Genomic DNA, 23,397 nt, shown 5'->3' with positions numbered 1-23,397 from the left:
GACGGCCTTTTTGTTTTTGGTGTAAAGTATTTGCAGTAAAAAGTGATGATTAAGATCACCATTAAGAAGTGAGTACAACATGAGTTATTTTGGTACAGATGGCATTCGTGGCAAATTCGGTGAATTGCCTATTACCCCTGAATTTGCATTAAAACTAGGATTTGCCGCAGGTAAAGTATTAAAACAATACAGTAAAAAAGCAAAGCCCATCGTTGTACTAGGTAAAGATACCCGATTATCGGGCTATATTTTAGAGTCAGCATTACAAGCCGGTTTAAACGCAGCAGGTGTTTATGTTCATTTGTTGGGTCCATTACCTACACCTGCAATTGCCCATTTAACCCGTGCATTACATGCCAGCTTAGGCATCGTGATCTCGGCGTCTCATAATCCGTATTTTGACAATGGTATTAAGTTCTTCTCGAGCGAAGGTAAAAAATTGCCGGATGAAATTCAAGAAGCCATTAACAAAGAACTTGAAAATGACTTGGTGATCGAAGACCCTGCAAACTTAGGTAAAAGTGTGCGTGTAAAAGATGCCAATGGTCGTTATATCGAGTTTTGTAAATCAACCTTCCCGTACCATTTTGACCTGACAGGCTTAAAAATTGTGGTGGACTGTGCCAATGGTGCAGCCTATAGCGTCGGCCCTTCGGTGTATCGTGAACTGGGTGCAAAAGTGATTGCGCTGTTTAACGAACCGGATGGTTTAAACATCAATAAAGACTGTGGTTCGACGCATCCTGAATTTTTACAAAAAGCCGTTGTTGAACATCAGGCGGATTTAGGGATTGCTTTTGACGGTGATGCCGACCGTGTGATTATGGTGGATAAAAACGGTCAGCAAATTACTGGTGACCATATTCTGTATATTTTAGCCACTCAAGCGAGTCAAAAGCCTGCGGGTATCGTGGGTACTGTGATGAGTAATATGGCGCTTGAAATTGCTTTAGATCAAGCCAATGTGCCTTTGCTTCGTGCCAAAGTTGGTGACCGCTATGTATTACAAGGCCTAGAAGAAAAGGGTTGGGTAACGGGCGGTGAGCCATCAGGTCATATTCTGACTTTGGACAAGAGCACCACAGGTGATGCGATCATTGCTTCACTTCAGGTGTTAACGGTGATGGTTGAGCAAGGTAAAGCTTTGCATGAATTGGTGGAAGGGTTTGAGTTATTACCAAATGTCTTGGTGAATGTTCGCTTGGCTGCGATGTTTGATCCCTACACTGTACCTGCACTGGTGAGCGAGTTTGAAAAAGCTGAAGCTCAGCTTAAAGGGCGTGGTCGCATCTTGATTCGTAAATCAGGCACAGAGCCGGTCATTCGTGTCATGGTTGAAGGTAATGACCTTGAAGAAGTCACAGCGTTAGCAAATCATTTGGCCGATGCTGTTCGTACCAATGCAGCTTAAATCAAGAGGGGAAATTGCATGAATGATGTGATTAAGGACTTAAGTGAACTGCGTTTAACTTATCAAAAAGGTGAGTTGCATGAAGATCAGATGAACCGTGATCCACATGAGCAGTTTTTATTATGGTTTAACCATGCCTTAGAAGCACAATTGCATGAACCCTATGCTATGTCATTGGCGACGGCTAATGCCCAAGGTCGTCCGCACGTGCGGACGGTCTTGTTGCGCGGTGCGACCCATGCAGGTTATGACTTCTACACCAACTATGACAGTCAAAAAGGCAATGATCTGCTCGATAATCCTTATGCAGAATTATTGTTTTATTGGCAAGAGCAGGAACGTCAAATTCGGGTCAGTGGTCGTGTCGAAAAGATATCTCTCGAAGAATCGACAGATTATTACCATAAGCGACCGCGTGATAGCCAAATTGCAGCGCACATTAGCACCCCACAAAGTGGTGTTATCGCTAGTCGTGAAGAATTACAACAGCGTTTCCAAAATTTGCATGATCAAGTGGAAAGCAAAGACGTATTGGCGAAACCTGAGTTTTGGGGTGGCTATCGTTTAGTTCCGGATTATTATGAATTTTGGCAAGGCCGTCCGAATCGTTTACATGACCGCTTGAGTTATAAACTACAGGATGGTCAATGGGTTTTACAGCGACTGATGCCATAAATGTCTAAACTTTTAATTCAACAAAGACCCTATTTGACGCGCCCTGAAGATATTCAGGGCGTTGCCCCGTTTATTGCTGATTTATTGGCACGTCGCGGGGTTTCTTCCGCACAAGAGCTGGAATTGAAGCTTAAGCACTTACATGCGCCAAACTTAAAGGGTTTAGAGCAAGCGATTGAAATAATCGATCAAGCAATTGATACTCAAAAGAAAATCGTCATTGTTGGTGATTATGATGCCGACGGTGCGACCAGTACTGCATTGATGGTCTTGGCACTACGTGATATGGGCGCGGATGTTGAATATCTGGTTCCAGATCGTTTCAAATATGGTTATGGTCTGACACCTGCCATTGCTGATTTGGCCTTCGTGAGCTTTACTCCAGATGTGCTGATTACGGTCGATAATGGTATTTCGAGCCATGCTGGTGTAGCACAGGCACAGGCGCATGGTATGCAGGTGATCATTACCGACCATCACCTGACCACAAAGGAAACACCACAAGCAGAAGCGGTGGTAAATCCCAATCAATTGGGATGTGAATTTCCAAGTAAAGCCTTGGCTGGCGTAGGTGTTGCATTTTATGTGTTGGCAAATTTGGCCAGTATGCGTAAAAAAAATGCTAAATCCACAGCCAACCTCAGCCAATATTTGGACTTGGTGGCCTTAGGCACTTATGCCGATGTTGCAAGTCTAGATCTGAATAATCGGATTTTGATTGATGCTGGTTTGAAGCGGATACAGCAAGGATTATGTCGTCCAGGGATCAGTGCATTATTGGATATTGCCGGTCGTGATCCTGCACAGTTAAAAGCACAGGACTTGGGCTTTGTGGTCGGCCCACGACTCAATGCAGCTGGGCGTATGGAGACTATGGATATTGGGATTGAGTGTCTGATTGCGGCAGATTTAAGTACGGCTTATCCGATTGCGCAGCAGTTGAATCAACTCAATATTGAAAGACGCCAAGTCGAAGGGCAGATTAAACAGGAAGCTCTGGCTGAGTTAGAACATATTCAGCTTGATCAGGATAACTTACCTGCAGCCTTGATCATGTTTGAACAGCATTGGCATCAAGGGGTGATTGGGATTGTTGCAGGGCGTTTGAAAGAACAATTTCATAGACCTGCAATCGTCTTTGCCGCAGATGAGGATGGCGTACATATTAAAGGCTCTGCGCGTTCGATCGAAGGTATTCATATTCGAGACAGTATTGAGCGTATTGCTGAATTACATCCGCATTTGGTGAGTCATTTTGGAGGGCATGCTGCTGCGGCAGGACTAACCATTCAAAAGCAGCATTTTTCTGAATTTAAAACCGCTTTTGAAGCACTCATCGCTGCGCAAGATGAAAATTTATTTCAGGCCACTATTTGGACAGATGGCGAATTGCCCGATTCGGCCATTAATGTCGAAACCGTCGATCTTTTGCAAAATTTAAGTCCATGGGGACAAAAATTCCCTGCACCGGTCTATGAAGGCCTATTTAAAGTTTTAGATTATCGTTGGTTGAAAGATGTGCATCTGAAATTAAAACTTGCTTTAGATAATGGCTTAATGGTGGACGCAATTGCATTTAATGCGGCAGAAAAATATGAATTTAATCCTATGCAAGATAAAATCCGCTTGGTCTACGAACTCGATAAAAATGAATTTAGAGGAAATGTCAGTGTTCAATTGAGAGTTCTACACTTGGCTCAATAAATTCTATTTTTACAGGCAAATAAAAAAACCGCTCAGAAGAGCGGTTTTTTTATGGTTTTGACTTCAATGGATTAGAAGCGGTATTTCGCTGCTACACCAAATGAATTGTAGTCATTGTTGCGAACTTCACCGAAACCAACACGACCTTCAAGGCTTACTTGTTGGTTAAAGAATTTACGTGCATTGATCCCTACTTCGTTACGATCAGTGACATCGTTGTTGTAGTAGTCAGCACCAACACTGAATGTTTTGTCGATGAAGTAATCCGCTGCTAGATTGAATTCATCTAGATCACCGAATGCTGCACCCGCTTCAAGGTTAATGTCTTTACCATTGCTTAAAGTTGTTACGTATTTAGCACGTAAAGTTGGATCTACGCCGTCATCTTCATCGTTATCCCAACCTTTCACACCAACTGCAACTAAGAAGCCTGGTGCAGGAAGATAACCGACTTCAGCACCGTAGTAAGTTGTATCGTTGTCTACTGTGCCGAATGGAGTGTCAACTTCGACATTATTACGGCTTACATCACCAGATACATAGAAATCTGAGTTTGGTACGAAATATTCGATACCAACGCCATAAGTATTGTCGTCAACATTGCCACGGTCAGCGAAAGTTGCATGTGCATTTACGTTACTTGCACGGTTTAAGAATGCAGCTTCTGCAAGAGGAGCGTTACGAGTTTGAACAGGGTTGAAGTAATAAGTACCGTTTACACCAAATTCACTGCCAGAGCTTCCATTATCTGGGTCGATGTAACCAGCTGAAGCGCCCACTTCTGCTTGATAAGCATGAGCTGTACCTGTAATAGCAAGTGCAGAAAGAAGTGCTGAAGCAATTGCGAGTTTTTTCATGGAAACTACCCCTCTAAATTGTTTGGCTAAATTTAATACATTTTTTGTTACAAGTTTTAGTCTAGAGAAATTTTAAAGATGGTCAATCGCTGCAAAGTTGTGGAACTGTGAATTCGGTAATTTTATGTAATTAAAATTATTTAAAATATTGAAAAGTATGTGTTTATTTATAATGTTTTGTTTTATTAAAACTGTGTAGATAATATGAATTTGTGGGTTATTTGGTCAATAACTGGACTTTTTTTAAAGTAAATATTACATCGAAAAGAAAAAAGCACCTCAAAATAGAGGTGCTTTTTTAGCAAACTTCTAATTCAAACGAAATTAGAAACGGAAAGTTGCATTGATGTTGAACGCTTGAACGTCATCACCAAAACCAACTTGACCACCGATTGCTAGGTTCGGGTTAAGGAAATATTTTGAACGAATAGCGAAGTAATCCGTGTCTTCATCACCATCATCTTCGATATTGTAAGATGCACCTACGCTAAATGCTTGATCGAAGTAGTAGTCTGCGCCAATCGTAACAGAGTCTAAATCACCAAAAGCGCCATCTGCTTCTAGGTTGATGTATTGACCATTATTAAGAGGAGCAACATATTTTGCTTTAACAGCAAAACGGTTGTCTTCGTCTTCATCATTGTCACCTTGATAGCCATCAATACCAACAGCAAGTAAAAGGTTAGAGACAGGTAAATAACCTACTAATGCGCGGTATGTTGTTGAATCATAGTCCTCGCTTGCTGAAATACCAGCAACTTTTACTTCAGCTTTTTCTTCTTTGTAGCCTAATTCACCATTAAAGTAGAATTGTTCAAAGAAGTATTCAGCACCTAATGAAATATGGTGGCTGTCATATTCTGCTTTGCCTGCAAGCGGACCTGAAACAGGAAAATAATCTGATACATCAACTGTTTTTGTATCTAAATATTGATAGCTATATTTAGCATAAATATTGCTGTTATGACCTAAAAATGCAGCTTCGTTTAATGGGCCATTTTTAGGGTTTACTGAGTCTAAATATAACGTGCCTTGTAAGTTGAACAATCCGTTTGAATCTACGATGTCATTGTCCCAATCTGTATAAGTAAAACCGCCATCAACTTGACCATCATAAGCAAAAGTTGATGAAGTGATAACAGCTAACCCTAGTGCAAGTAATGTCTTTTTCATAAAACCCTCGAAACATTATTGTTGTAAATAAAATGTAATAAATAGTAACGCGAGCGTATTGTTCATATTATGTGCATTGAAGTCAATGATTTGGATGATCAATCTGGCTGAATCTGTGCAAATTCTCTGTGATATAATAGGCGGCTATTTAAGCCAAATTTTTTGATTGAGAGTAATTCACGTGGAAATTAATCCGTATCTATTACAGCTAAAAGACTTAAACGACCGTGGTCAAACATTACGGGGGTATCTTTGACTACGATCTGAAAAAAGAGCGTTTAGAAGAGGTTCTACGTGAGCTGGAAGACCCAGCAATTTGGAATGATCAAAGCCGTGCACAAGCAATGGCAAAAGAAAAAGGTGAACTCGAAAACGTCATTAACGTGCTCGAAGGGCTTTCAACTCAGCTAGAAGATGCCCAAGCGATGTTGGATCTTGCGGTTGAAGCAGAAGAAGAAAGCTTACTTGCGGATGTGCAAGCAGAGTTAACTTCAGCGGAAGCAGAACTTGCGAAATTAGAATTCCGTCGTATGTTCAGTAATCCGATGGACCCGAACCCATGCTATGTCGAAATCCAAGCAGGTTCTGGTGGTACTGAAGCACAGGATTGGGCATCCATGTTACTGCGTATGTATCTACGTTGGATTGAACGTCATGGCTTTAAAGCAGAAGTGATGGAAGAATCTGATGGTGATGTGGCAGGGATCAAGTCTGCAACGATCCGTGTAGAAGGTGAGTATGCATATGGTTGGTTACGTACAGAATCTGGCGTACACCGTTTAGTCCGTAAGTCACCTTTTGACTCGGGTAATCGTCGCCATACTTCATTCTCAGCGGTTTTTGTATCCCCTGAAATTGATGACAATATTGAAATTGAAATCAATCCTGCTGATGTTCGTACTGATACCTATCGTGCATCTGGTGCGGGTGGTCAGCACATTAACAAAACAGACTCTGCGGTACGTTTAACTCACGCTCCAACAGGGATTGTGGTGGCATGTCAGAACCAACGTTCACAGCACGCCAACCGTGACCATGCATGGAAACAGTTACGTGCAAAATTGTACGAACTTGAAATGCAAAAACGTAATGATGCGGCACAAGCGTTGGAAGACACCAAGTCAGATATTGGTTGGGGCAGTCAAATTCGTTCATACGTTTTAGATGACTCGCGTATTAAAGACTTACGTACCAGTGTGGAAAGTTCAAACACTGGTGCAGTGCTTGATGGCGATTTAGATAAGTTTATTGAAGCCAGCCTCAAACAAGGTTTGTAATTTAAATTTATATAGAAAACAAAGTTCTATCTGTTTTTGATTAATATATCTATAAAAATCGATATAAAAATCGAAAAAATACGATATAGTGTATTCAAGATGCTGAATAGAACTTTGTTGTCCAAATTTTTATTTAATTAAACCCGTTTAAATTATGGATATTGATTTAATTTTTAAAGCACTTGCCAATCCGACTCGACGTCAAATCTTGGAATGGTTGAAAACACCAGAACAGTTTTTGTCAGAAGAACAATGTGGCGGCTTTAATCGTGGTGTATGCGCTGGCAATATCGAAAAACTCGGTAATGTTTCGCAGTCTACGATGTCTAATCATTTGTCTGTGTTACAACAGGCGGGCTTAATTCAAGCCGAGAAATATGGTCAATGGTCGTATTTTTCACGCAATGAAGAACTCATTCAGCAATATATTGATTATCTGCAGAACTCACTTTAAATCATTTTTCGCATTTGAAGTGTCAGGCGAGACATATATGGCTGAACTTAATACTCCTCTCATTTTGGGTGATTTACACCTCAAAAATCGCGTTGTAATGGCGCCACTAACCCGTAGTCGTGCAACCATTGACCGTGTTCCAACGCCGATGATGGCTGAATATTATGCACAGCGTGCAAGTGCTGGATTAATCATTTCAGAAGCAACAGTCATTTCAGAAGCAGCTAATGGCTATTTGCAGACGCCGGGTTTATTTACCGATGCTCAAGTTAAGGGCTGGAAATTGGTGACCCAAGCCGTACATGAACAGCAAGGTTTAATTGTGGCACAATTGTGGCATGTCGGACGTGTCTCACATCCCGATCTTTTGAATGGTGATACACCAGTTTCTGCCAGTGCGGTACAACAGGCGGGTTATGTCAGTCTGCTTCGCCCAAAACGCGAATATGTCGTGCCACGTCCATTAGAGATTGCAGAAATCAAAAGCATTGTAGAACAATACAAACAGTCTGCGATCAAAGCCAAAGAAGCGGGATTTGATGGTGTGGAACTGCATGCGGCCAATGGTTATTTGATCGATCAATTCCTACAAAGCAAAACCAACCTACGTGAAGATGAGTATGGTGGTTCTGTAGAAAACCGCGCACGTTTATTGCTTGAAGTGGTGGATGCGCTGATTGAAGTGTGGGGGGCAGGTCGTGTAGGTGTGCATCTTGCGCCGCGTGGTGATGAACACGACATGGGCGATCATGATCCACGTGAAACCTTTGGCTATGCTTTAGAACAGTTGGGGCAGAGGAAGATTGCCTTCTTCTTTACCCGTGAATATCTGGCGGATGACAGTATTAGTGACTATCTGAAACAGCGCTCAAATGGTGTGCCGTACATTGCCAATATGCGTTTAAGCCGTGAAGATGCCGTTGATTTATTGGCCTCAGGTAAAGCCGATGCGGTGTCTTTTGGTAAAGCTTATATTGCCAATCCAGATTTGTTTGAACGTTTGCTAGCGAATGCTGCACTGAATGAATTGCAGTTGGAAAATATGATTGGGACAGATGTTGCCGAAGGCTATATTGATTATCCAAGCATGAAAAATAAATTTGGTTCAGGTCGTTCAACCTATTAATCGACACTTGAATACGCATTATCCATTAACATGTGGATAATGCTCTGATATATTCTGCCGATTCAAACCGTTTTTGAGCGTAATAATTTGACTACTCCTTTTTGGTATAACGCAGCTTTGGCGCTGATTAAGCCGCTATATCAATGGCGCATCAAAAAACGTGCTGAAGATCTCCAACTATATCAGCAAGAGTGTCTTGAGCGCTTTGGGCCATTTCAGCCGGTTAAAAACCGCAATGCAATTTGGTTTCATGTGGTTTCCGTCGGAGAAACCAACGCTGCGCAGCCGCTGATTGAACATTATCTCAAAGCAGGCCATCCAGTCTTAGTCACCAATACCACCAAAACCGGACAAGCGCGTGCGAAACAATTATTTTTAAAAGCACCGTATGAATCGCTATTTCAGGCCGTGTATCTGCCAGCAGATCAAAAAAAATTAGTCCGTCGTTTTATCGAAAAATATCAACCGAAAATGTTGGCTCTAGTCGAAACTGAACTCTGGCCAAATTTGATGATTGAAGCCGATCAGGCCAATGTTCCGTGTTTATTGATTAATGCCAGATTATCTGAAAAATCGGCGAAGGGTTATAGCAAAGTCCCGAGTTTGACGCAGCCGATGCTAAAGAGTTTGAAACAATTATTGGCGCAAGATCAGGCAACTTTAGCGCGATTTATTGAGTTGGGTGCAAACCCGCATACCAGTCAGGTCGTCGGTAGTATCAAGTTTGATATTCATGCGCCCGATAGCTTTGTGCAACAAGCAGCGCAGTTGCGTCAAGATTGGGCTTTACAAGAGCGTAAAATCATCACCATTGCCAGTACGCATGCGCCCGAGGAACAAAAACTACTCGCAGCGCTGCAGCCGATTTTGCAACAACAGCCTGAGCTGTTATGTATCGTCGTACCACGTCATCCTGAACGCTTTGATGACGTTTTTGTAGAAGCGCAGAAACTAAATTTAAATACCCAGCGCCGCAGCCTTAATCAGACTATTTTGCCTGATACACAAGTGTATTTAGCAGACAGTATGGGTGAAATGTGGTTGTGGTACGCATTGAGTCAGGCTTGTTTTGTGGGTGGATCGCTCAATGAACCTGGTGGTGGGCATAATATTTTGGAGCCCATTACGTTACATGTCCCGACAGTATTAGGTCAGCATTATTTTAATTTTCAAACCATTGTGGATGAGTTTGTAGCGGCCTATGCGGTTGTGGTTGTGCGGGATTTTGAGCAGGCGGCCAGTGCATTGGTTGACATCATTCAAAATACTGCGAAAGCTCAGGCTTTAAATGATGCAGCTCAGCTGATTATGCAAAAGAATACCGGGTCGCTGCAAAAGCATATTCAGGTGATTGATCAGTACCTTTGATTTTTCACAATGAATTAAATTGTTGGATATTTTAAATAGATTTATGAATAGACTCGACGGAGTCTTACGTCTAAGTTTTGAAGAAAGGTGTTAGCCTTCGGCTGAAGGTACTCTTACGAAACGTTGTTTCTCATTCGGTAAAATGAGATGCGAAGCTTCGCAAGGAAGCCATCTTGCGGTGCAATGCAGCTCACGACAAAACGCGTCGAATTTTTATGTCTAACAAATAATCGCTAAAATTTGAGTGATTCTATTGAGTGTTGCCTTGAACCGTTGTGGATGACGTTTTCGTGTATCCAATTGAGTTGGGTAAGAGAATTTTTTATGAACATCGTCCTGCTTGACCCACGTCAAACTGAATCTGAACTGTGGAGTATCAGTGCCAAACGTCAAATTGAGCATTTAAAAAACCATGTGAATATACAGGTGGGCGATACACTCAAAGTCGGTATTCGGGAAGGAAGACGCTATTTAACCCAAATCGTCAGTATCAGTGATGAGCGCATTCAACTTAAACCCTTACAAGAAGAAGAAGTACCTGCAAAGCATCCGGTGACTTTAATTGTGGCAATGCCTCGTCCGAAAGTGTTGCGCCGTCTGATCATGGATGTAGTCACTTTAGGTGTAGAAAAAATCATTCTGCTGCACAGTTATCGCGTGGATAAAAGCTATTGGCAGACACCATTTTTACAGCAGCTCGATCACTATGTGACGTTGGGTTTGGAGCAGGCAGGTGACACCATTGCGCCCAAAATTGAACTGTATAAACGCTTTAAACCCTTTGTGGAGGATGTTTTGCCAAGCATGATTTCATCGGATTATCCCGCTTATGTGGCGCACCCTTATGTCGAAGATGTGATGCCTGCAGGGATTCAACATGGATGTACGATCATTATTGGACCTGAAGGTGGATTTATCCCTTATGAGGTCGATTTACTCATAAAAAACGGTTGCCAAGCAGTCAGCTTAGGCAACCGAATTATCCGCACAGAAACTGTGATTCCGTACGTTTTAGGGCGATTATTTAGCTGTTGACGCTTCTGTCTCAGCTTGATCACCACGGTAAACTTTCACTTCCTGTACAGGGTAAGGAATTGAAATACCATTTTGATTGAATGCTTGGATAACGTGTTCTTGCACTTCACTGATTGAGTTCGCAGTGGTGGTTTCTGTGGTATCTACCCACCAACGGACATTCAGATTGACTGAGAAATCAGCCAAAGCATTCACGTTTACGGTAAACGCAGGTTGGCTCAAGATGGTTGGGTCTTTGTCCAAAATAGCCAAAACAATGTTTTTAGCTTTTTGAATGTCATCTTCATAACCAATACCCACCACAAATTCACAACGACGACGTTGATAAGCGGTATTCACCGTTACCGCACTGGTGTAAACCGTCGCGTTTGGAATCACGATACGACGACCATCTGGAGAGCGTAGGAAGGTTGCACGGATCTGAATATCTTCAACAGTACCTTCCATTCCTGACACAATAATGTCATCACCGATTTTGAACGGTTCGCCTAGGAGAATCAAAATACCTGACAGTAAGTTCTGGAAAATATCTTTAAACGCGAAACCGATTGCGACCGAACCAATCCCCAATGCACTCATGAGCTGACCCGGTGTGAACCCAGGAATCGCAATGACCATTGCAATTAGGAAACCGAAGAACATAATGGCTGAGCTACCGACACGGTTCAGGACCAAAACTAGATTTTGTTTTGAGTAAGAGCGGTCAGTGAGCGCTTTACGAACAAAGAATCTAAAGAGTTTAGACAGTAGATAGAAGATCGTAAAAACAATTAATGCGATACAAATATATGGCAGGCGTTCCCAAAATCCATCGACAAATTTATCGATCGTTGAGTATGCGTCATTATATTTAGAGGTATGTTCCAGCACGGTTTGTGCGGTTTTTTCTGTTGCCTCTTGCAAAAGTTGAGTCGTGCCTTGAGTGACATCACTCAAGGCATTTTCTTTTTCAGCCACGAGTTTTCCAAATGTTTCGGTTTTTCGCTATTTTGCCTGAAATTAGTGGCGAAAATAACCCTCATTTACAGGCTTGTGAACAGATGTATCAAAATTCAGACAGGCTCAGATTCGGTCAGTGGCTTAGAAATATTCAGTGCCTTGTTGAATGATTTCTGTCGGCGATTCAATTTCACCGCTACCCATCATATACGAGGTGATGCTACCTGTAGCCAAGAGCGACAACACACTGATTAAAATCATCAACCATGCCAGAATTTTTTCCCAAACGGCAGCAGGGCGTGGCGCGCCGTATTGATTTACGGTCGGTGTGCCTGAGGCCAATAATAAATACAGGATAAAGAATAGATTGATCACGGGGATAAATAAAAGCAGTAGCAACCAACCGGCTTTATTGAGGTCATGCAGTCGACGGACGACAAAGACACAATAGAAATAGATATAGAGAATAATAATTGCCAAATAGGCGAGGCCAGATACCCCGGTGAATATGCCAACAAATTGCTCATTTAACGCCATGGTATTGATGTTAAAAATACCCACGGCAAGGCTTAAAGCGATTATGGCAAAAAAGCTGATGATATTGAGAAAGCCATACCAACCAATCATGCTCAGTCGACCAAAACGTCCATCAGGTTTCAGGGGATTATCCGATGTAGTGGTCGTCTGACGGGAAAAGAAAGAAGAGTCATTGGTGTTCATGATCGGATCAACTCAACGTATATGAAAGAATGAAAAAGCGGAGTGCTGAGTAAAATTACCTTTGCAGTATAGGTTTAATTGAACTGGTCAGATACTGAATTAAAACATGTTTTTGTTGAAATTTTGCTTATAGATGTGCTTTAAATGGGAAAGAATAATACGACCAAAGCATGATTGCTGCGATTAAAAATTAATCGTCATACTGCTGTGATGCAGGAATTATAAAAGTAGAAATGTGGCATGGCATCTCGTGATGAGATGAATCAGATCAAGGAAAATACAATATGAAAGAGATCTATCCAGTACCTGAAAGTTTCAAAAAAACCGCACGCATCAACGAGTCGGAGTACTTTGAGCGTTATCAAAAATCGATTGAACAACCAGATGAGTTTTGGGCGGAGCAAGCGCAAAAGATCGATTGGATCAAACCGTTTACCCAAGTTAAAAATACAAATTTTAAGCAAGATGATTTTAAGATCGAGTGGTTTGCTGACGGTGAATTGAATGTCAGTGCTAACTGTCTCGATCGACATTTAAAAGAACATCCACATAAACCGGCCATTATTTGGGAAGGTGATCATCCTTCACGGCATAAAATTATTTCTTTTGAAGAACTGCATGATGAAACTTGCCGTTTTGCCAATGTGTTAAAAAAACATGGCGTGGGCAAAGGCGACCGTGTGGTGTTGTATATGCCAATGGTGCCCGAAGCGGCAATTGCGATGTTGGCCTGTACCCGAATTGGTGCAGTACATTGCGTGGTTTTTGGCGGTTTCTCACCAGACTCATTGGCAAGTCGTATCGATGACAGTCAGGCGAAAGTCGTGATTACTGCGGATTGTGGGATGCGTGGTGGCAAGCCCATTCCACTCAAAGAAAATGTCGATCTTGCACTCGACATCGAAGGCACATCTTCGGTTCAAAATGTCATTGTGGTACACCGTACAGGTAATCCGATCGAAATGAAAGCGGACCGTGATTTGTGGTATCACATGGAAATCATGTCGGTCAATGATCTCTGCCCACCTGAACCTATGAATGCCGAGGACCCGCTATTTATTTTGTATACATCAGGTTCGACAGGAAAACCGAAAGGTGTATTGCATACCACAGGCGGCTATTTAACCTATGTGAATTGTACCTTCCGTGAAGTTTTTGACCTTAAACAAGATGATGTGTTTTGGTGTACTGCCGATGTTGGTTGGATTACGGGACATTCTTATGTGTTGTATGGGCCATTGTCGAATGGCACCACGACCGTGATGTTTGAAGGTGTACCACAATATCCAAGTTGGGCTCGGACCGGACATATTGTTGATAAACATAACGTCACTATTTTATATACGGCACCGACTGCAATTCGCGCCATGATGCGAGAAGGGGATGCCTTTGTCCGAGAAAGTGACCGCAGTAGTCTGCGTTTACTAGGTTCGGTGGGTGAACCCATTAACCCAGAGGCATGGAATTGGTACTACACCGTGGTAGGTGAAAGCCGCTGCCCAGTGGTGGATACATGGTGGCAAACAGAGACGGGTGGTTTCATGATTACGCCATTGCCGGGAGCAACCGATTTAAAACCAGGTTCAGCGACGCGTCCATTCTTTGGTGTGCAACCTGCGATTGTCGATGCTGAAGGCAATGAGCTTGAAGGTGCCGTAGAAGGTAACTTGGTGATTAAGGATTCTTGGCCGGGACAAATGCGAACCATTTGGGGTGATCCTGAGCGCTTTATTGAGGCCTATTTCTCCACTTATCCGGGGACGTATTTTACAGGTGATGGCGCACGTCGTGACGAGTCTGGCTATTATTGGATTACGGGTCGTGTGGATGACGTCTTGAACGTTTCAGGGCATCGATTGGGAACGGCTGAAATTGAAAGTGCGCTGGTTGCACATGATGCTGTGGCAGAGTCTGCGGTGGTGGGTATGCCACATGATATTAAAGGACAAGGGATTTGCGCCTTTGTGACTTTACAAGCAGGGACAGCAGAGACGGATGAGTTACGTCAGGAACTGGTGGCTTGGGTACGCAAAGTCCTTGGACCAGTGGCAACGCCAGATGCATTGCATTGGGCGCCGGCCTTACCGAAAACCCGTTCTGGTAAAATCATGCGCCGTATTTTAAGAAAAATTGCGGCCAATGAGTTGGACTCTTTAGGTGATACCTCGACCTTGGCAGAACCTCAAGTGGTTGAACATTTGATTGCTACGGTTTATCCGAAGTCATAAGAACAATTTGAGCGTCAGTGATCACGTTCTGATGAAAGTTCACTATGGCTTATATGAAGGATTATTAAAGCAATAATGAACGTCCTTTCTCCTATAAAAGTTGATTAGGATGAAGGGCCGTTCATGATGCATTTTATCCATCCTAAATACGACGTATAAAATGATCAAATTATAAGTCGCCTGAATCTTGGTGACTTAGATTTCATTAGATATAGATTTTACAGATATAGACTGCAGGCATTGAGATAAGCTGAATGCCTCTACTTTGTTAAGCTAAAACGGTAACAGAATAATCAGACAGATATATGAACGCTTCAACTCCATTGACTCAAGATCCAATCGATATTGCCCAAAAACTGGCGGCAGAATTTGCCACGACGGCTGCTCAGCGTGATAAGCAGGGGGGAAATCCCAAAGCTGAACGTGATTTGATTCGTCAAAGTGGTTTACTTGCATTGTCCATTGGACAGCAATACGGTGGACAGGGTGCAGATTGGCTGACGATTTTTAAAACCATTCAAACCATTGCTCAAGTGGATAGCTCATTGGCGCATGTTTATGGTTTCCATCATTTATTAATTGCAACGGTACAGTTGTTCGCGCAGCCAGAGCAATATGGCCCGTGGTTTGAACAGACTGCACGTGAGCATTTATTTTGGGGCAATACCTTAAACCCCTTAGACCGTCGTACTACAGCGACGCAACTGTCTGAACACGAATACGTCTTTCATGGCGATAAAAGTTTTTGTTCGGGTTCCATGGATTCAGACATTTTGCTGTGTTCTGGCTTCAATGAAGATGGAAAATTATTGATCGGGGTGATTCCTACAGCACGTGAAGGCGTCAGTTTTCTCGGCGATTGGGACAATATGGGGCAACGTCAAACCGACAGTGGAAGTAGCCATTTTGAACAAGTTAAAATTTCCAAAGATGAATTACTACTGAACCCGGGGCCTTTGAGTACACCGTATTCAAGCTTACGTCCGTTGATTGCACAGTTGATCTTTGTGCATATGTTTTTAGGGGTGGCAGAAGGGGCTTTTGAAACAGCAAAACAGACGGTTCAAAACCAAAAAGCATGGTCAAAATCATTGGTTGAAAATGCAGTGAATGACCCATTTATTCAAAAGCATTTTGCTGAGTTTTATGTGCAATTAGAAAGTGTACGTTTATTGGCAGATAAAGCGGTTCAGCGTTTGCAATGGGCTTGGGAGATTGGTGAAGCTTTAACGGCGGAACAACGTGGAGAAGTTTCTATTGCGATTGCAACAGCCAAAATTTCGGCCACCAATAGTGCGCTGTACATTACGCAAAATATTTTCCAAGTGATGGGCGCACGTGCCACAACTGCCAAACTAAATTTAGATCGCTTCTGGCGCAATGTACGTACCCAAACCTTACACGATCCGATTGATTATAAATATCAGGAGGTCGGTGAATGGGTGCTCACAGCGAAAGTGCCAGATCCAAGTTTTTATTCTTAAACGTATATTGCACATGAGCCAATAAAAAGCCTCCGTTTTGGAGGCTTTTTTGCAATGTGCTGTCAGTCGATTTAACGCTGATGAATATTTTCTAAGGTATCGACTAAGGTTCGCGTTGTTTGATCAATTTCATAATTCACGGCATCACCGACTTGGACATCTTTCCATGTGGTGAGACGCAGTGTTTCAGGAATGAGATCGATTGAAATTTCACTATTGGCACGATCAACACGGTTCACAGTCAAACTGCAACCATTGAGTCCAATAAAACCTTTGAGAAAGAAATATTTAATATTGCCTGCCGGAATGTGAATATCGAGATGAAAGGTTTCCCCGCGATGCTCTAAGTTTTTGATCGTGGCTGTGCCTTCGATATGACCATATAGATTGTGACCACCATTTTCTGCTCCAACTTTGGCTGAGCGTTCGACATTGACTTCATCACCGGCCTTGAGTGCTTTTAACGTGGTGAGTTGATTGGTCAATTCAGAAACATCAAAATGCACTTGGTTGGCTGCCAAATCAATATGTGTAGCCGTTAAACACACGCCATTAATCGCTACACTTGCCCCGATAAAGACATCATGAAAAAAATTCTGATGATTTGAAATCACCAAGGTTGTGAAGCCATTGCCTTGACGAATCTCTAAGACTTTTTCTAAACCTTGCACGATGCCTGTATACATGTGAGCGTCTCTAAAATGATTTGCGTTTTCTGTATTGTAGGGACAAAACGAACGCTCGGCTATGCCTTAGAGTGACCATTTCAGTACAGTGTTTTGATCTCTAACAGTTCGATCTTGGCAATATCTACAATGCTCGGAATGTTTCAATTGCAGTTAAGCGAGACTGCTTTATATCGACGATCGGTTGAGGGTAATTCAATTCCAGTTGAGGATTTTTGGCAAAGGGTTGGTGAATTTGTTTGGCATCCAAATCTGCCAGTTCAGGTAGCCATTGACGTAAATAATCCCCGTTCGGATCAAATTTCTGAGATTGGCTGATCGGGTTAAAAATCCGAAAATAAGGTACAGCATCTGTACCCGTCGAGGCGCACCATTGCCAACCGCCATTATTGGCTGCTAAGTCACCATCGACAAGGTGCTGCATAAACCATTGCTCCCCCAACCGCCAATCGATCAGTAGATTCTTACTAAGGAACATGGCACAAATCATCCGCACCCGATTATGCATCCAACCCGTAGCCAGTAGTTGACGCATCCCTGCATCGACGATCGGAATGCCCGTCTGGCCGTATTGCCACGCAGCAAAGTCTTGTGGTGCATGGCGCCATTTTATTTTTAATGTTTTGGTTTGAAACGGCTGGTGCTGAGAAACTTGCGGGTAGTCAAATAAAATGTGCTGGTAAAATTCACGCCAAAGCAGCTCATCGAGCCAAGTTTGTTGTCCTCTGTGGTCGATCTGGAAATAGCCGCCTTGTTCACGAAACAGGGCTTGCAGACATTGGCGAATAGACAAGATGCCCAAGTTTAAATACATGCCAATTCGACTGGTTCCATTGAGCGCAGGAAAGTCCCGATCATCAGCATAACGATGCAGATGTTGTTCAATAAATTCATCTAAGCACTGTATTGCGTGATCTTCTCCAATCGGCCAAAGCTCGATTTGAGCAGCTAACAGCGATGTGGGATAAAAAGGACGTAAATCAAATTGATTTTGCCACAGCGGATGCGGTTCGAGAGCCGCTTGGGCTTCAATAGCGGGATAACAAGTAGGCAAACTGATGCTCAATTTTTCGTAGCAATTTTTCTTAAATGCACCGAAAACTTGATAAGGATGTCCAGATTGATTGCGAATACTGCCAACAGGAAACAGGGTGCGGTCATGGTACAGCTCAACAGAGATGTGCTGCTGTTCTAATAACTGTTGTACTTCGCGATCTCGTTTAAGTTCATTCACACCATGTTCAATATGTGCATGAACAGTGTGTATATTGAGCTGAGTACATAGGGTTAATAGCTCATTGGCGATGTCTGACCAATGGGGAATATGCTGAATAATCAGTGGAATATTTAGCTCAGCCAATTGCTGTCGCAAAAGTTCCAGTTGGGCAAGATAGCGATGGATTTTAATGGGGGCATCGTCATGCCTTGCCCATTGTTCAGGAGAAAGCGCAATAAAGGCAATCGTTGGACCAGACTGTGTCGCCTGCCACAGTGCGCTATGGTCATGTCGTCTTAAATCTTGTCGAAACCAAACCAGTTGCATATTTATTGCCTCGTTTGTGTTGGAAATATCACTGGAATTACGGGGGTGTCAATTGGTGATAAAATCATCTAAAAAAATATCGATTTTAATAAAAAACCATATAATATCTATCGTTTAACTTAACCTATTGCGCACAATTCTGTCAGCTTAAGCGTACAAGCAACGAAGTTTTTGACGCTAGGCGCACTTTTAAATTTTACCTAAGATGAACTCATACAGGAACAGGACGTTCCGGAACATAAAACAATAACAAAGTGTTCACCATCAGGACTGTGAAGCAAGACAGGAGTCATGCTTAAGTATCCATATAGAAAAAGCCCGACAGGATGTCGGGCTTTTTCTTTGTCTACAGATCCGCTCATTTTCTAGAATCAGAGCATGTCTTTAAATGGTACTCGAGATAAAAAATCCCCTAAGCCGAGCCTTAGGGGAGGAAAGTGAAGTGAGCCGGTTGTGATTATTATGCTGATTACATGAGCTGTGACTCCATCAACAATTATGCTGATTTAGCCTGCACAACTTGCTGCTGTTGAGCTTCCAGTTCACGAACCAGTGGCAACACTTTTTCGCCAAAGTATTCCACTTCTTCAATGAAGTGGAGAAAACCTGAGAGAACCAAATCGACACCTACACTTTTGAGTTCCACAATGCGTTCGGCAATTTGTTGTGGCGTGCCAATCAGATTGGTTTTAAAGCCGTCGTTGTATTGAACCAAATCTTCAAAAGTAGATTTTGCCCAGTTACCTTCGCCTTCTTTTGTGGATGCACCTGCTTCACGAGTTGCATCGCCAAAGGCATTGACCGCTTCAGTATTGGCATTATCGATAATAGCTTGAAGCACCGCTTGGGCTTCTTCCTCCGTATCTCGGGCAATAATGAAGGCATTCACCCCGATTTTGACCTGATGGTTGTTAGCTTTGGCTTTTTCACGAATATCATCGATCTGCTTTTTCAACTCAGCAGGGGTATTGCCGTTGGTGAAGTACCAATCGGAAACACGTGATGCCATGTCACGTGCTGCACGTGAACTGCCACCTTGGAAAATTTCGATATGCGGTTTTTGCACCGGTTTTGGAGATAGGGTGTAGTCTTTAAATTGATAGTATTTACCATCAAAGCTAAAGTTATCCTGCGTCCAAACGCCTTTTAGGCTACGAATGAATTCTTCAGAGCGTGCATAGCGTTGATCATGCTCGGGCCATTCTTCACCAATCGCATCAAACTCACCACGGAACCAACCACTTACAACATTGATTGCAATACGGCCATTGGTAAGATGATCGATGGTCGCCAATTGTTTTGCAGCCAGAGCCGGTTTCCAAGGGCCGGGTAAAATCGCTGCAATGACTTTGAGTTTTTCAGTTTTGGCCAAAATTCCATGACTGAAACTCACCGATTCGTGTTGATTCTCTGCGTTATAACCTGCTGTAAAACGAATTTGAGTCAGCGCATAATCAAAGCCACTTTTTTCTGCAGCTTGTGCCAAACGCACGTTATAGTCATAGCTCCAATCGGTACGCTGTTCAATATTACTGACCACCAAACCACCACTCACGTTTGGTACCCAGTACGCAAATGTAATGTTTTTTTCTTGTACTGACATTTTGCAAACCCTCGGGATCGAATTGTTATGCTGTGGTGTTTAGGCCACTTGCGTTTTTGGCTTTTTACTATGCAGTCGAGCTTCAGCGGCATCCAAACTTGGAACAGCTGCAGAAGGAAGGACTTCTTCTTGCTCGATTTGCTTATTAATGCCCAAGTTTTGGTTGGCTTGTTGAGACTTGGCTTTCACCACTTCAGCACGCTGACCTTTGGCTGGAGCCCATTCCAAAATCGGCAGCGCACGTGCTACAGCTAAAGTAATGCGGTCACGGAGTAATTCACTATGAATGGTATATTCAGGGGTGAAATCACGGTCTGTTGCATAGACCCCAATCGGTAATGTTTGCGCTTGGAAGAAACTGAATAATGGACGCAATTGATGTTCAAGCACTAAGGCATGGCGTTCAGAACCACCCGAAGCTGCAAGCAAGACAGGAACATCGACCAATGCAGTTTGTTCGACAAAGTCAAAGAAGTGTTTAAACAGACCTGTAAATGAAGCACGGTAAACGGGTGTTCCAACAATCAGTGCATCAGCAGCTTCAACGGCAGCAAGGTCATCTTGTACACGTTGTGGCAATTGGTTACGGTAAATCGCGCCACCTAATAAATTGCCAATTTCACTAAACTTAATAAAATGCACATTGATTGGAGTTGCATCACCGAGTTCATTAACAATGGCTTGTACCAAAGCTTCGGTTTTAGATGGATTGTTTAGACCACCTGACACAGCAACAATATTCAGGGGTTTTTGTAGATTAACTTGAGACATTTTTTAAACCTAAAAGTGTGGTTTCTCGGAATGCCTTTTATTAATCCCGATGGGTGGATCACTGTAAAATAACGAAAATCAGAAAAGTTATCTGATTTTTAGATATGTTGGAAAAACCACAAGATTCGTGAAATATCAAATTTTAAACTGTTGATATTTCAACATATAATGCTTAGCTATAAGCATTTTTACTGTGTTGATAAAATTTATATGAAAATATGATTAGATTTAAAGATTTATAGAAAATGCGAAAAAAGACGCATTTTAGGTGAAAATCTACATTTTAAATGCAAAAAAATAAGTTCTTGCATATCCTTCACATAGCATGTGTGGTTAGAATAGGGTCATTGTGCACAAGATCTCTCACGTTGCTTATGAATATTTTAATCGTTGATGATCACCCGCTGTTTCGTCATGCTTTAATTCAGGCGGTTCGTTATAGTTTGCCTCAGGCGCAAATTCATGAGACTGCAGCAGTCAATGAATGCTATGAACGTCTTGAAAATGGCCCTGAGCCTGATCTTGTGTTATTGGATTTAAACTTGCCGGGTGCTTCAGGCTTTTCTGCCTTGGTGCATATTCGCGCACAATATCCATCGATTCCAATCATTGTGGTCTCTGCGCATGAAGAAGCGTCGATTATCCAACGTGCAATTGCACATGGTGCGATGGGTTATATTCCAAAATCTGCGCATCCAAGCCACATTGGTGAAGCGATTCGTCAAGTCTTAGAAGGCGAGATTTGGTTGCCACCAAATTTACCTGCCAACATGAACTTTGACCCACGTGCTGCAGATGAAACAGCATTGGCAGAACGTATTCAGTCTTTAACACCGCAACAATTCCGTGTGTTAATGATGGTGGCGGAAGGTTTGTTGAATAAACAAATTGCCTATGAGTTGGATGTGTCTGAAGCAACCATCAAAGCACATGTGACGGCAATTTTCCGTAAGTTGGGCGTACAAAACCGAACCCAAGCTGTTTTGGCAATTAATGCATTGAATATTGAAGAAAAGAAAATCTAAGGATTTTTTCAAAAAAAAAAGACCTCCATCGTGGAGGTCTTTTTTTTGCTGTTTAAGCACTAAGGCTGGCGCTAGATCATTTCGCATTTTAAATGCCGTTTGGTCTTTACATGCGGTTTAAATGCAATAGAGCAATGCAACTTAACAATGACTTAAACAGACCACTTCAACTTAAGCAATATAGTCTTGCTTAGGCGTCAGATCGGTACAATACAAAGGATTGAGCGCACATTGCAGTTCATCAATTTGTTCATCGGACACATAGCCGCGCGCTTTGAGATAATCCGCGACACGGTCATCACGTAAACTTAGAAAAGCAGCATCATAAACACCCAAATCCACAAATAGGGCTGCAGTTTCTAAGCTGTTAAAACGGTCCAGATAGACATCATTGTCGTACATCAGGAAGATATGGTCTTGCTTGGAGTTGGCATCGACATTTAAACGTTGTGCCAATTCAAATGGCGCTGTTTTAATAAACAGTAAATCAGATAATTCATCAAACTGTGTTTTATCCAGCTGGTTTTTGTCGGTTTTGACTTTACCGAGCCAAGCTTTAAATACTAAGACCGCACCACCACGCAGTAGCATGCTCCAAATCTGATGACGGGTGTCCAAACCTAAGCTATTGGATTCTGCTTCTAAATTTTGCAGCAGTAGATCTTCTTGTTCTGCCAGTCGATCGAATAAGCCAAGACCTTGGGGTTTGTAGGCATTTGGTGCAAAGACATCAAAATTCAGTTCGTCAAATACCTGTAACGCAAGAGGAACGGCACTGCGATAGAGCGTTTCTAGCGCTTCGACATGCACATCACTTAATTTGCTGAACTTAAATAGCTGACGCCAATCGATCTCTGGCAAAATGGCATTGGCACCATACTGACGATGAAACTGTAGATTTTGATCAAAACCATGCGGCATTGTTTCTGAAATATTCACAAGATCACTCCTAATATGAGGGGGAGATCAGCTTCTCAAGTGTTGATTTATGACGCTTCTTGAATTGGCTTGAAACTGATCAACTTCTTATGAATATTTTTAAAACGAACGGTGGCAGCTAAATATACGACTAAAGTTTTAGTTTTTATTTTAACTTATAAAATACTGAGTTAAATCAAATAGATTTTTAATTGTAACTAAGTGTACAAGTGTTCACTCATGCATTCGATATCTTTTGCCATAGGCAATCTAAATTTGATATTTATGGCTAATAAATAGACGAAATGTCGGGGCTATTTTGAATGATCTTGCCGCTGAGACAAATTTTTTTGCCAGTTAGGTAAGTTTAAGTAAGAACAAGGTAAACAAAAGCCCATTT

At 42.3% G+C, this 23,397-nt stretch carries 20 protein-coding genes; 11 read left to right on the top strand and 9 right to left on the bottom strand.

What is annotated here, in order from left to right:
• Positions 1-79 precede the first annotated feature (79 nt).
• Genes glmM through recJ form a run of 3 tightly spaced genes read left to right on the top strand, consistent with a single transcriptional unit; the run spans position 80 to position 3,790 of the window.
• Positions 80-1,411, top strand: coding sequence for a phosphoglucosamine mutase (gene glmM / locus FTU62_RS01670; protein ID WP_180101662.1), 1,332 nt, complete (start codon positions 80-82; stop codon positions 1,409-1,411).
• Positions 1,412-1,429: 18 nt separating this feature from the next.
• A complete protein-coding gene (pdxH, locus tag FTU62_RS01665; protein WP_180101661.1) occupies positions 1,430-2,086 on the top strand; it encodes a pyridoxamine 5'-phosphate oxidase in 657 nt (218 codons plus the stop codon).
• Positions 2,087-3,790, top strand: coding sequence for a single-stranded-DNA-specific exonuclease RecJ (gene recJ / locus FTU62_RS01660; protein ID WP_180101660.1), 1,704 nt, complete (start codon positions 2,087-2,089; stop codon positions 3,788-3,790). It abuts the gene before it with no gap.
• Between the two features lie 71 nt (positions 3,791-3,861).
• Here the strand turns inward: recJ and FTU62_RS01655 are convergent, their stop codons facing one another.
• Complete coding sequence (locus FTU62_RS01655) at positions 3,862-4,647, bottom strand: putative porin (protein WP_180101659.1); 786 nt, start codon at positions 4,645-4,647, stop codon at positions 3,862-3,864.
• Positions 4,648-4,971: 324 nt separating this feature from the next.
• Positions 4,972-5,820, bottom strand: coding sequence for a putative porin (locus tag FTU62_RS01650; protein WP_180101658.1), 849 nt, complete (start codon positions 5,818-5,820; stop codon positions 4,972-4,974).
• Positions 5,821-6,001: 181 nt separating this feature from the next.
• Between FTU62_RS01650 and prfB the strand changes: the two genes are divergently transcribed.
• The 5 genes from prfB (at position 6,002) to FTU62_RS01625 (ending at position 11,080) form a co-directional block, all read left to right on the top strand.
• A protein-coding gene (gene prfB / locus FTU62_RS01645; RefSeq protein ID WP_111884474.1) for a peptide chain release factor 2 occupies positions 6,002-7,097 on the top strand; the annotation gives its coding sequence in 2 pieces (ribosomal slippage) (positions 6,002-6,073 and positions 6,075-7,097; 1,095 coding nt in all).
• Between the two features lie 154 nt (positions 7,098-7,251).
• On the top strand, positions 7,252-7,551 hold the full coding sequence (locus FTU62_RS01640) for a helix-turn-helix transcriptional regulator (RefSeq protein WP_078190555.1): 300 nt from the start codon (positions 7,252-7,254) through the stop codon (positions 7,549-7,551).
• Positions 7,552-7,588: 37 nt separating this feature from the next.
• Positions 7,589-8,677 (top strand): alkene reductase, encoded by a 1,089-nt coding sequence (locus FTU62_RS01635; protein WP_180101657.1) that lies wholly within the window; start codon positions 7,589-7,591, stop codon positions 8,675-8,677.
• Positions 8,678-8,764: 87 nt separating this feature from the next.
• Positions 8,765-10,045 carry a 3-deoxy-D-manno-octulosonic acid transferase gene (locus tag FTU62_RS01630; RefSeq protein WP_180101656.1) on the top strand — a complete coding sequence of 427 codons (1,281 nt, stop codon included), beginning with the start codon at positions 8,765-8,767 and terminating at the stop codon, positions 10,043-10,045.
• A gap of 324 nt (positions 10,046-10,369) precedes the next feature.
• Complete coding sequence (locus FTU62_RS01625) at positions 10,370-11,080, top strand: 16S rRNA (uracil(1498)-N(3))-methyltransferase (RefSeq protein ID WP_180101654.1); 711 nt, start codon at positions 10,370-10,372, stop codon at positions 11,078-11,080.
• Here the strand turns inward: FTU62_RS01625 and FTU62_RS01620 are convergent.
• Both FTU62_RS01620 and FTU62_RS01615 read right to left on the bottom strand, forming a co-directional pair.
• Positions 11,066-12,037 carry a mechanosensitive ion channel family protein gene (locus tag FTU62_RS01620; protein WP_078193200.1) on the bottom strand — a complete coding sequence of 324 codons (972 nt, stop codon included), beginning with the start codon at positions 12,035-12,037 and terminating at the stop codon, positions 11,066-11,068. The two genes, FTU62_RS01625 and FTU62_RS01620, sit on opposite strands and share 15 nt — an antisense overlap.
• A 123-nt stretch (positions 12,038-12,160) precedes the next feature.
• On the bottom strand, positions 12,161-12,739 hold the full coding sequence (locus FTU62_RS01615; protein WP_078193199.1) for a DUF805 domain-containing protein: 579 nt from the start codon (positions 12,737-12,739) through the stop codon (positions 12,161-12,163).
• 284 nt (positions 12,740-13,023) lie between these two features.
• Between FTU62_RS01615 and acs the strand changes: the two genes are divergently transcribed.
• On the top strand, positions 13,024-14,967 hold the full coding sequence (acs, locus tag FTU62_RS01610) for an acetate--CoA ligase (RefSeq protein WP_180101652.1): 1,944 nt from the start codon (positions 13,024-13,026) through the stop codon (positions 14,965-14,967).
• Between the two features lie 305 nt (positions 14,968-15,272).
• A complete protein-coding gene (locus tag FTU62_RS01605; RefSeq protein ID WP_180101650.1) occupies positions 15,273-16,451 on the top strand; it encodes an acyl-CoA dehydrogenase family protein in 1,179 nt (392 codons plus the stop codon).
• A gap of 71 nt (positions 16,452-16,522) precedes the next feature.
• On the opposite strand, the gene FTU62_RS01600 is transcribed toward FTU62_RS01605, so the two are convergent.
• The 4 genes from FTU62_RS01600 to msuE form a co-directional block, all read right to left on the bottom strand.
• Entirely contained in the window at positions 16,523-17,137 is a 615-nt protein-coding gene (locus FTU62_RS01600) for a riboflavin synthase subunit alpha (protein WP_180101648.1), read from the bottom strand.
• 124 nt (positions 17,138-17,261) lie between these two features.
• Positions 17,262-18,680, bottom strand: a complete 1,419-nt coding sequence (locus FTU62_RS01595) for a deoxyribodipyrimidine photo-lyase (RefSeq protein WP_180101646.1) — start codon at positions 18,678-18,680, stop codon at positions 17,262-17,264.
• Between the two features lie 496 nt (positions 18,681-19,176).
• A complete protein-coding gene (gene sfnG / locus FTU62_RS01590; RefSeq protein WP_078190545.1) occupies positions 19,177-20,283 on the bottom strand; it encodes a dimethylsulfone monooxygenase SfnG in 1,107 nt (368 codons plus the stop codon).
• 39 nt (positions 20,284-20,322) lie between these two features.
• Positions 20,323-21,054, bottom strand: a complete 732-nt coding sequence (gene msuE / locus FTU62_RS01585) for an FMN reductase (protein ID WP_180101644.1) — start codon at positions 21,052-21,054, stop codon at positions 20,323-20,325.
• Between the two features lie 374 nt (positions 21,055-21,428).
• Between msuE and FTU62_RS01580 the strand changes: the two genes are divergently transcribed.
• Entirely contained in the window at positions 21,429-22,079 is a 651-nt protein-coding gene (locus tag FTU62_RS01580) for a response regulator transcription factor (protein WP_078190543.1), read from the top strand.
• Between the two features lie 171 nt (positions 22,080-22,250).
• Here FTU62_RS01580 and FTU62_RS01575 read toward each other — a convergent pair whose 3' ends face one another.
• On the bottom strand, positions 22,251-23,018 hold the full coding sequence (locus FTU62_RS01575; protein WP_180101642.1) for a hypothetical protein: 768 nt from the start codon (positions 23,016-23,018) through the stop codon (positions 22,251-22,253).
• Positions 23,019-23,397: the final 379 nt, after the last annotated feature.

It is taken from the genome of Acinetobacter sp. YH12126 (genome assembly GCF_013418745.1).
In the GTDB taxonomy this organism is placed as follows: domain Bacteria; phylum Pseudomonadota; class Gammaproteobacteria; order Pseudomonadales; family Moraxellaceae; genus Acinetobacter; species Acinetobacter amyesii.
Note: the sequence above shows the minus strand (reverse complement) of the source record. Positions and strands in the feature narration are given on the sequence as shown.

Bases quoted from the DNA above. Each gene is read 5' to 3' on its own strand.
- glmM (WP_180101662.1), top strand. From the start codon at position 80: ATGAGTTATTTTGGTACAGATGGCATTCGTGGCAAATTCGGTGAATTG.
- pdxH (WP_180101661.1), top strand. From the start codon at position 1,430: ATGAATGATGTGATTAAGGACTTAAGTGAACTGCGTTTAACTTATCAA.
- recJ (WP_180101660.1), top strand. From the start codon at position 2,087: ATGTCTAAACTTTTAATTCAACAAAGACCCTATTTGACGCGCCCTGAA.
- FTU62_RS01655 (WP_180101659.1), bottom strand. From the start codon at position 4,647: ATGAAAAAACTCGCAATTGCTTCAGCACTTCTTTCTGCACTTGCTATT.
- FTU62_RS01650 (WP_180101658.1), bottom strand. From the start codon at position 5,820: ATGAAAAAGACATTACTTGCACTAGGGTTAGCTGTTATCACTTCATCA.
- FTU62_RS01640 (WP_078190555.1), top strand. From the start codon at position 7,252: ATGGATATTGATTTAATTTTTAAAGCACTTGCCAATCCGACTCGACGT.
- FTU62_RS01635 (WP_180101657.1), top strand. From the start codon at position 7,589: ATGGCTGAACTTAATACTCCTCTCATTTTGGGTGATTTACACCTCAAA.
- FTU62_RS01625 (WP_180101654.1), top strand. From the start codon at position 10,370: ATGAACATCGTCCTGCTTGACCCACGTCAAACTGAATCTGAACTGTGG.
- FTU62_RS01615 (WP_078193199.1), bottom strand. From the start codon at position 12,739: ATGAACACCAATGACTCTTCTTTCTTTTCCCGTCAGACGACCACTACA.
- acs (WP_180101652.1), top strand. From the start codon at position 13,024: ATGAAAGAGATCTATCCAGTACCTGAAAGTTTCAAAAAAACCGCACGC.
- FTU62_RS01605 (WP_180101650.1), top strand. From the start codon at position 15,273: ATGAACGCTTCAACTCCATTGACTCAAGATCCAATCGATATTGCCCAA.
- FTU62_RS01600 (WP_180101648.1), bottom strand. From the start codon at position 17,137: ATGTATACAGGCATCGTGCAAGGTTTAGAAAAAGTCTTAGAGATTCGT.
- FTU62_RS01595 (WP_180101646.1), bottom strand. From the start codon at position 18,680: ATGCAACTGGTTTGGTTTCGACAAGATTTAAGACGACATGACCATAGC.
- sfnG (WP_078190545.1), bottom strand. From the start codon at position 20,283: ATGTCAGTACAAGAAAAAAACATTACATTTGCGTACTGGGTACCAAAC.
- msuE (WP_180101644.1), bottom strand. From the start codon at position 21,054: ATGTCTCAAGTTAATCTACAAAAACCCCTGAATATTGTTGCTGTGTCA.
- FTU62_RS01580 (WP_078190543.1), top strand. From the start codon at position 21,429: ATGAATATTTTAATCGTTGATGATCACCCGCTGTTTCGTCATGCTTTA.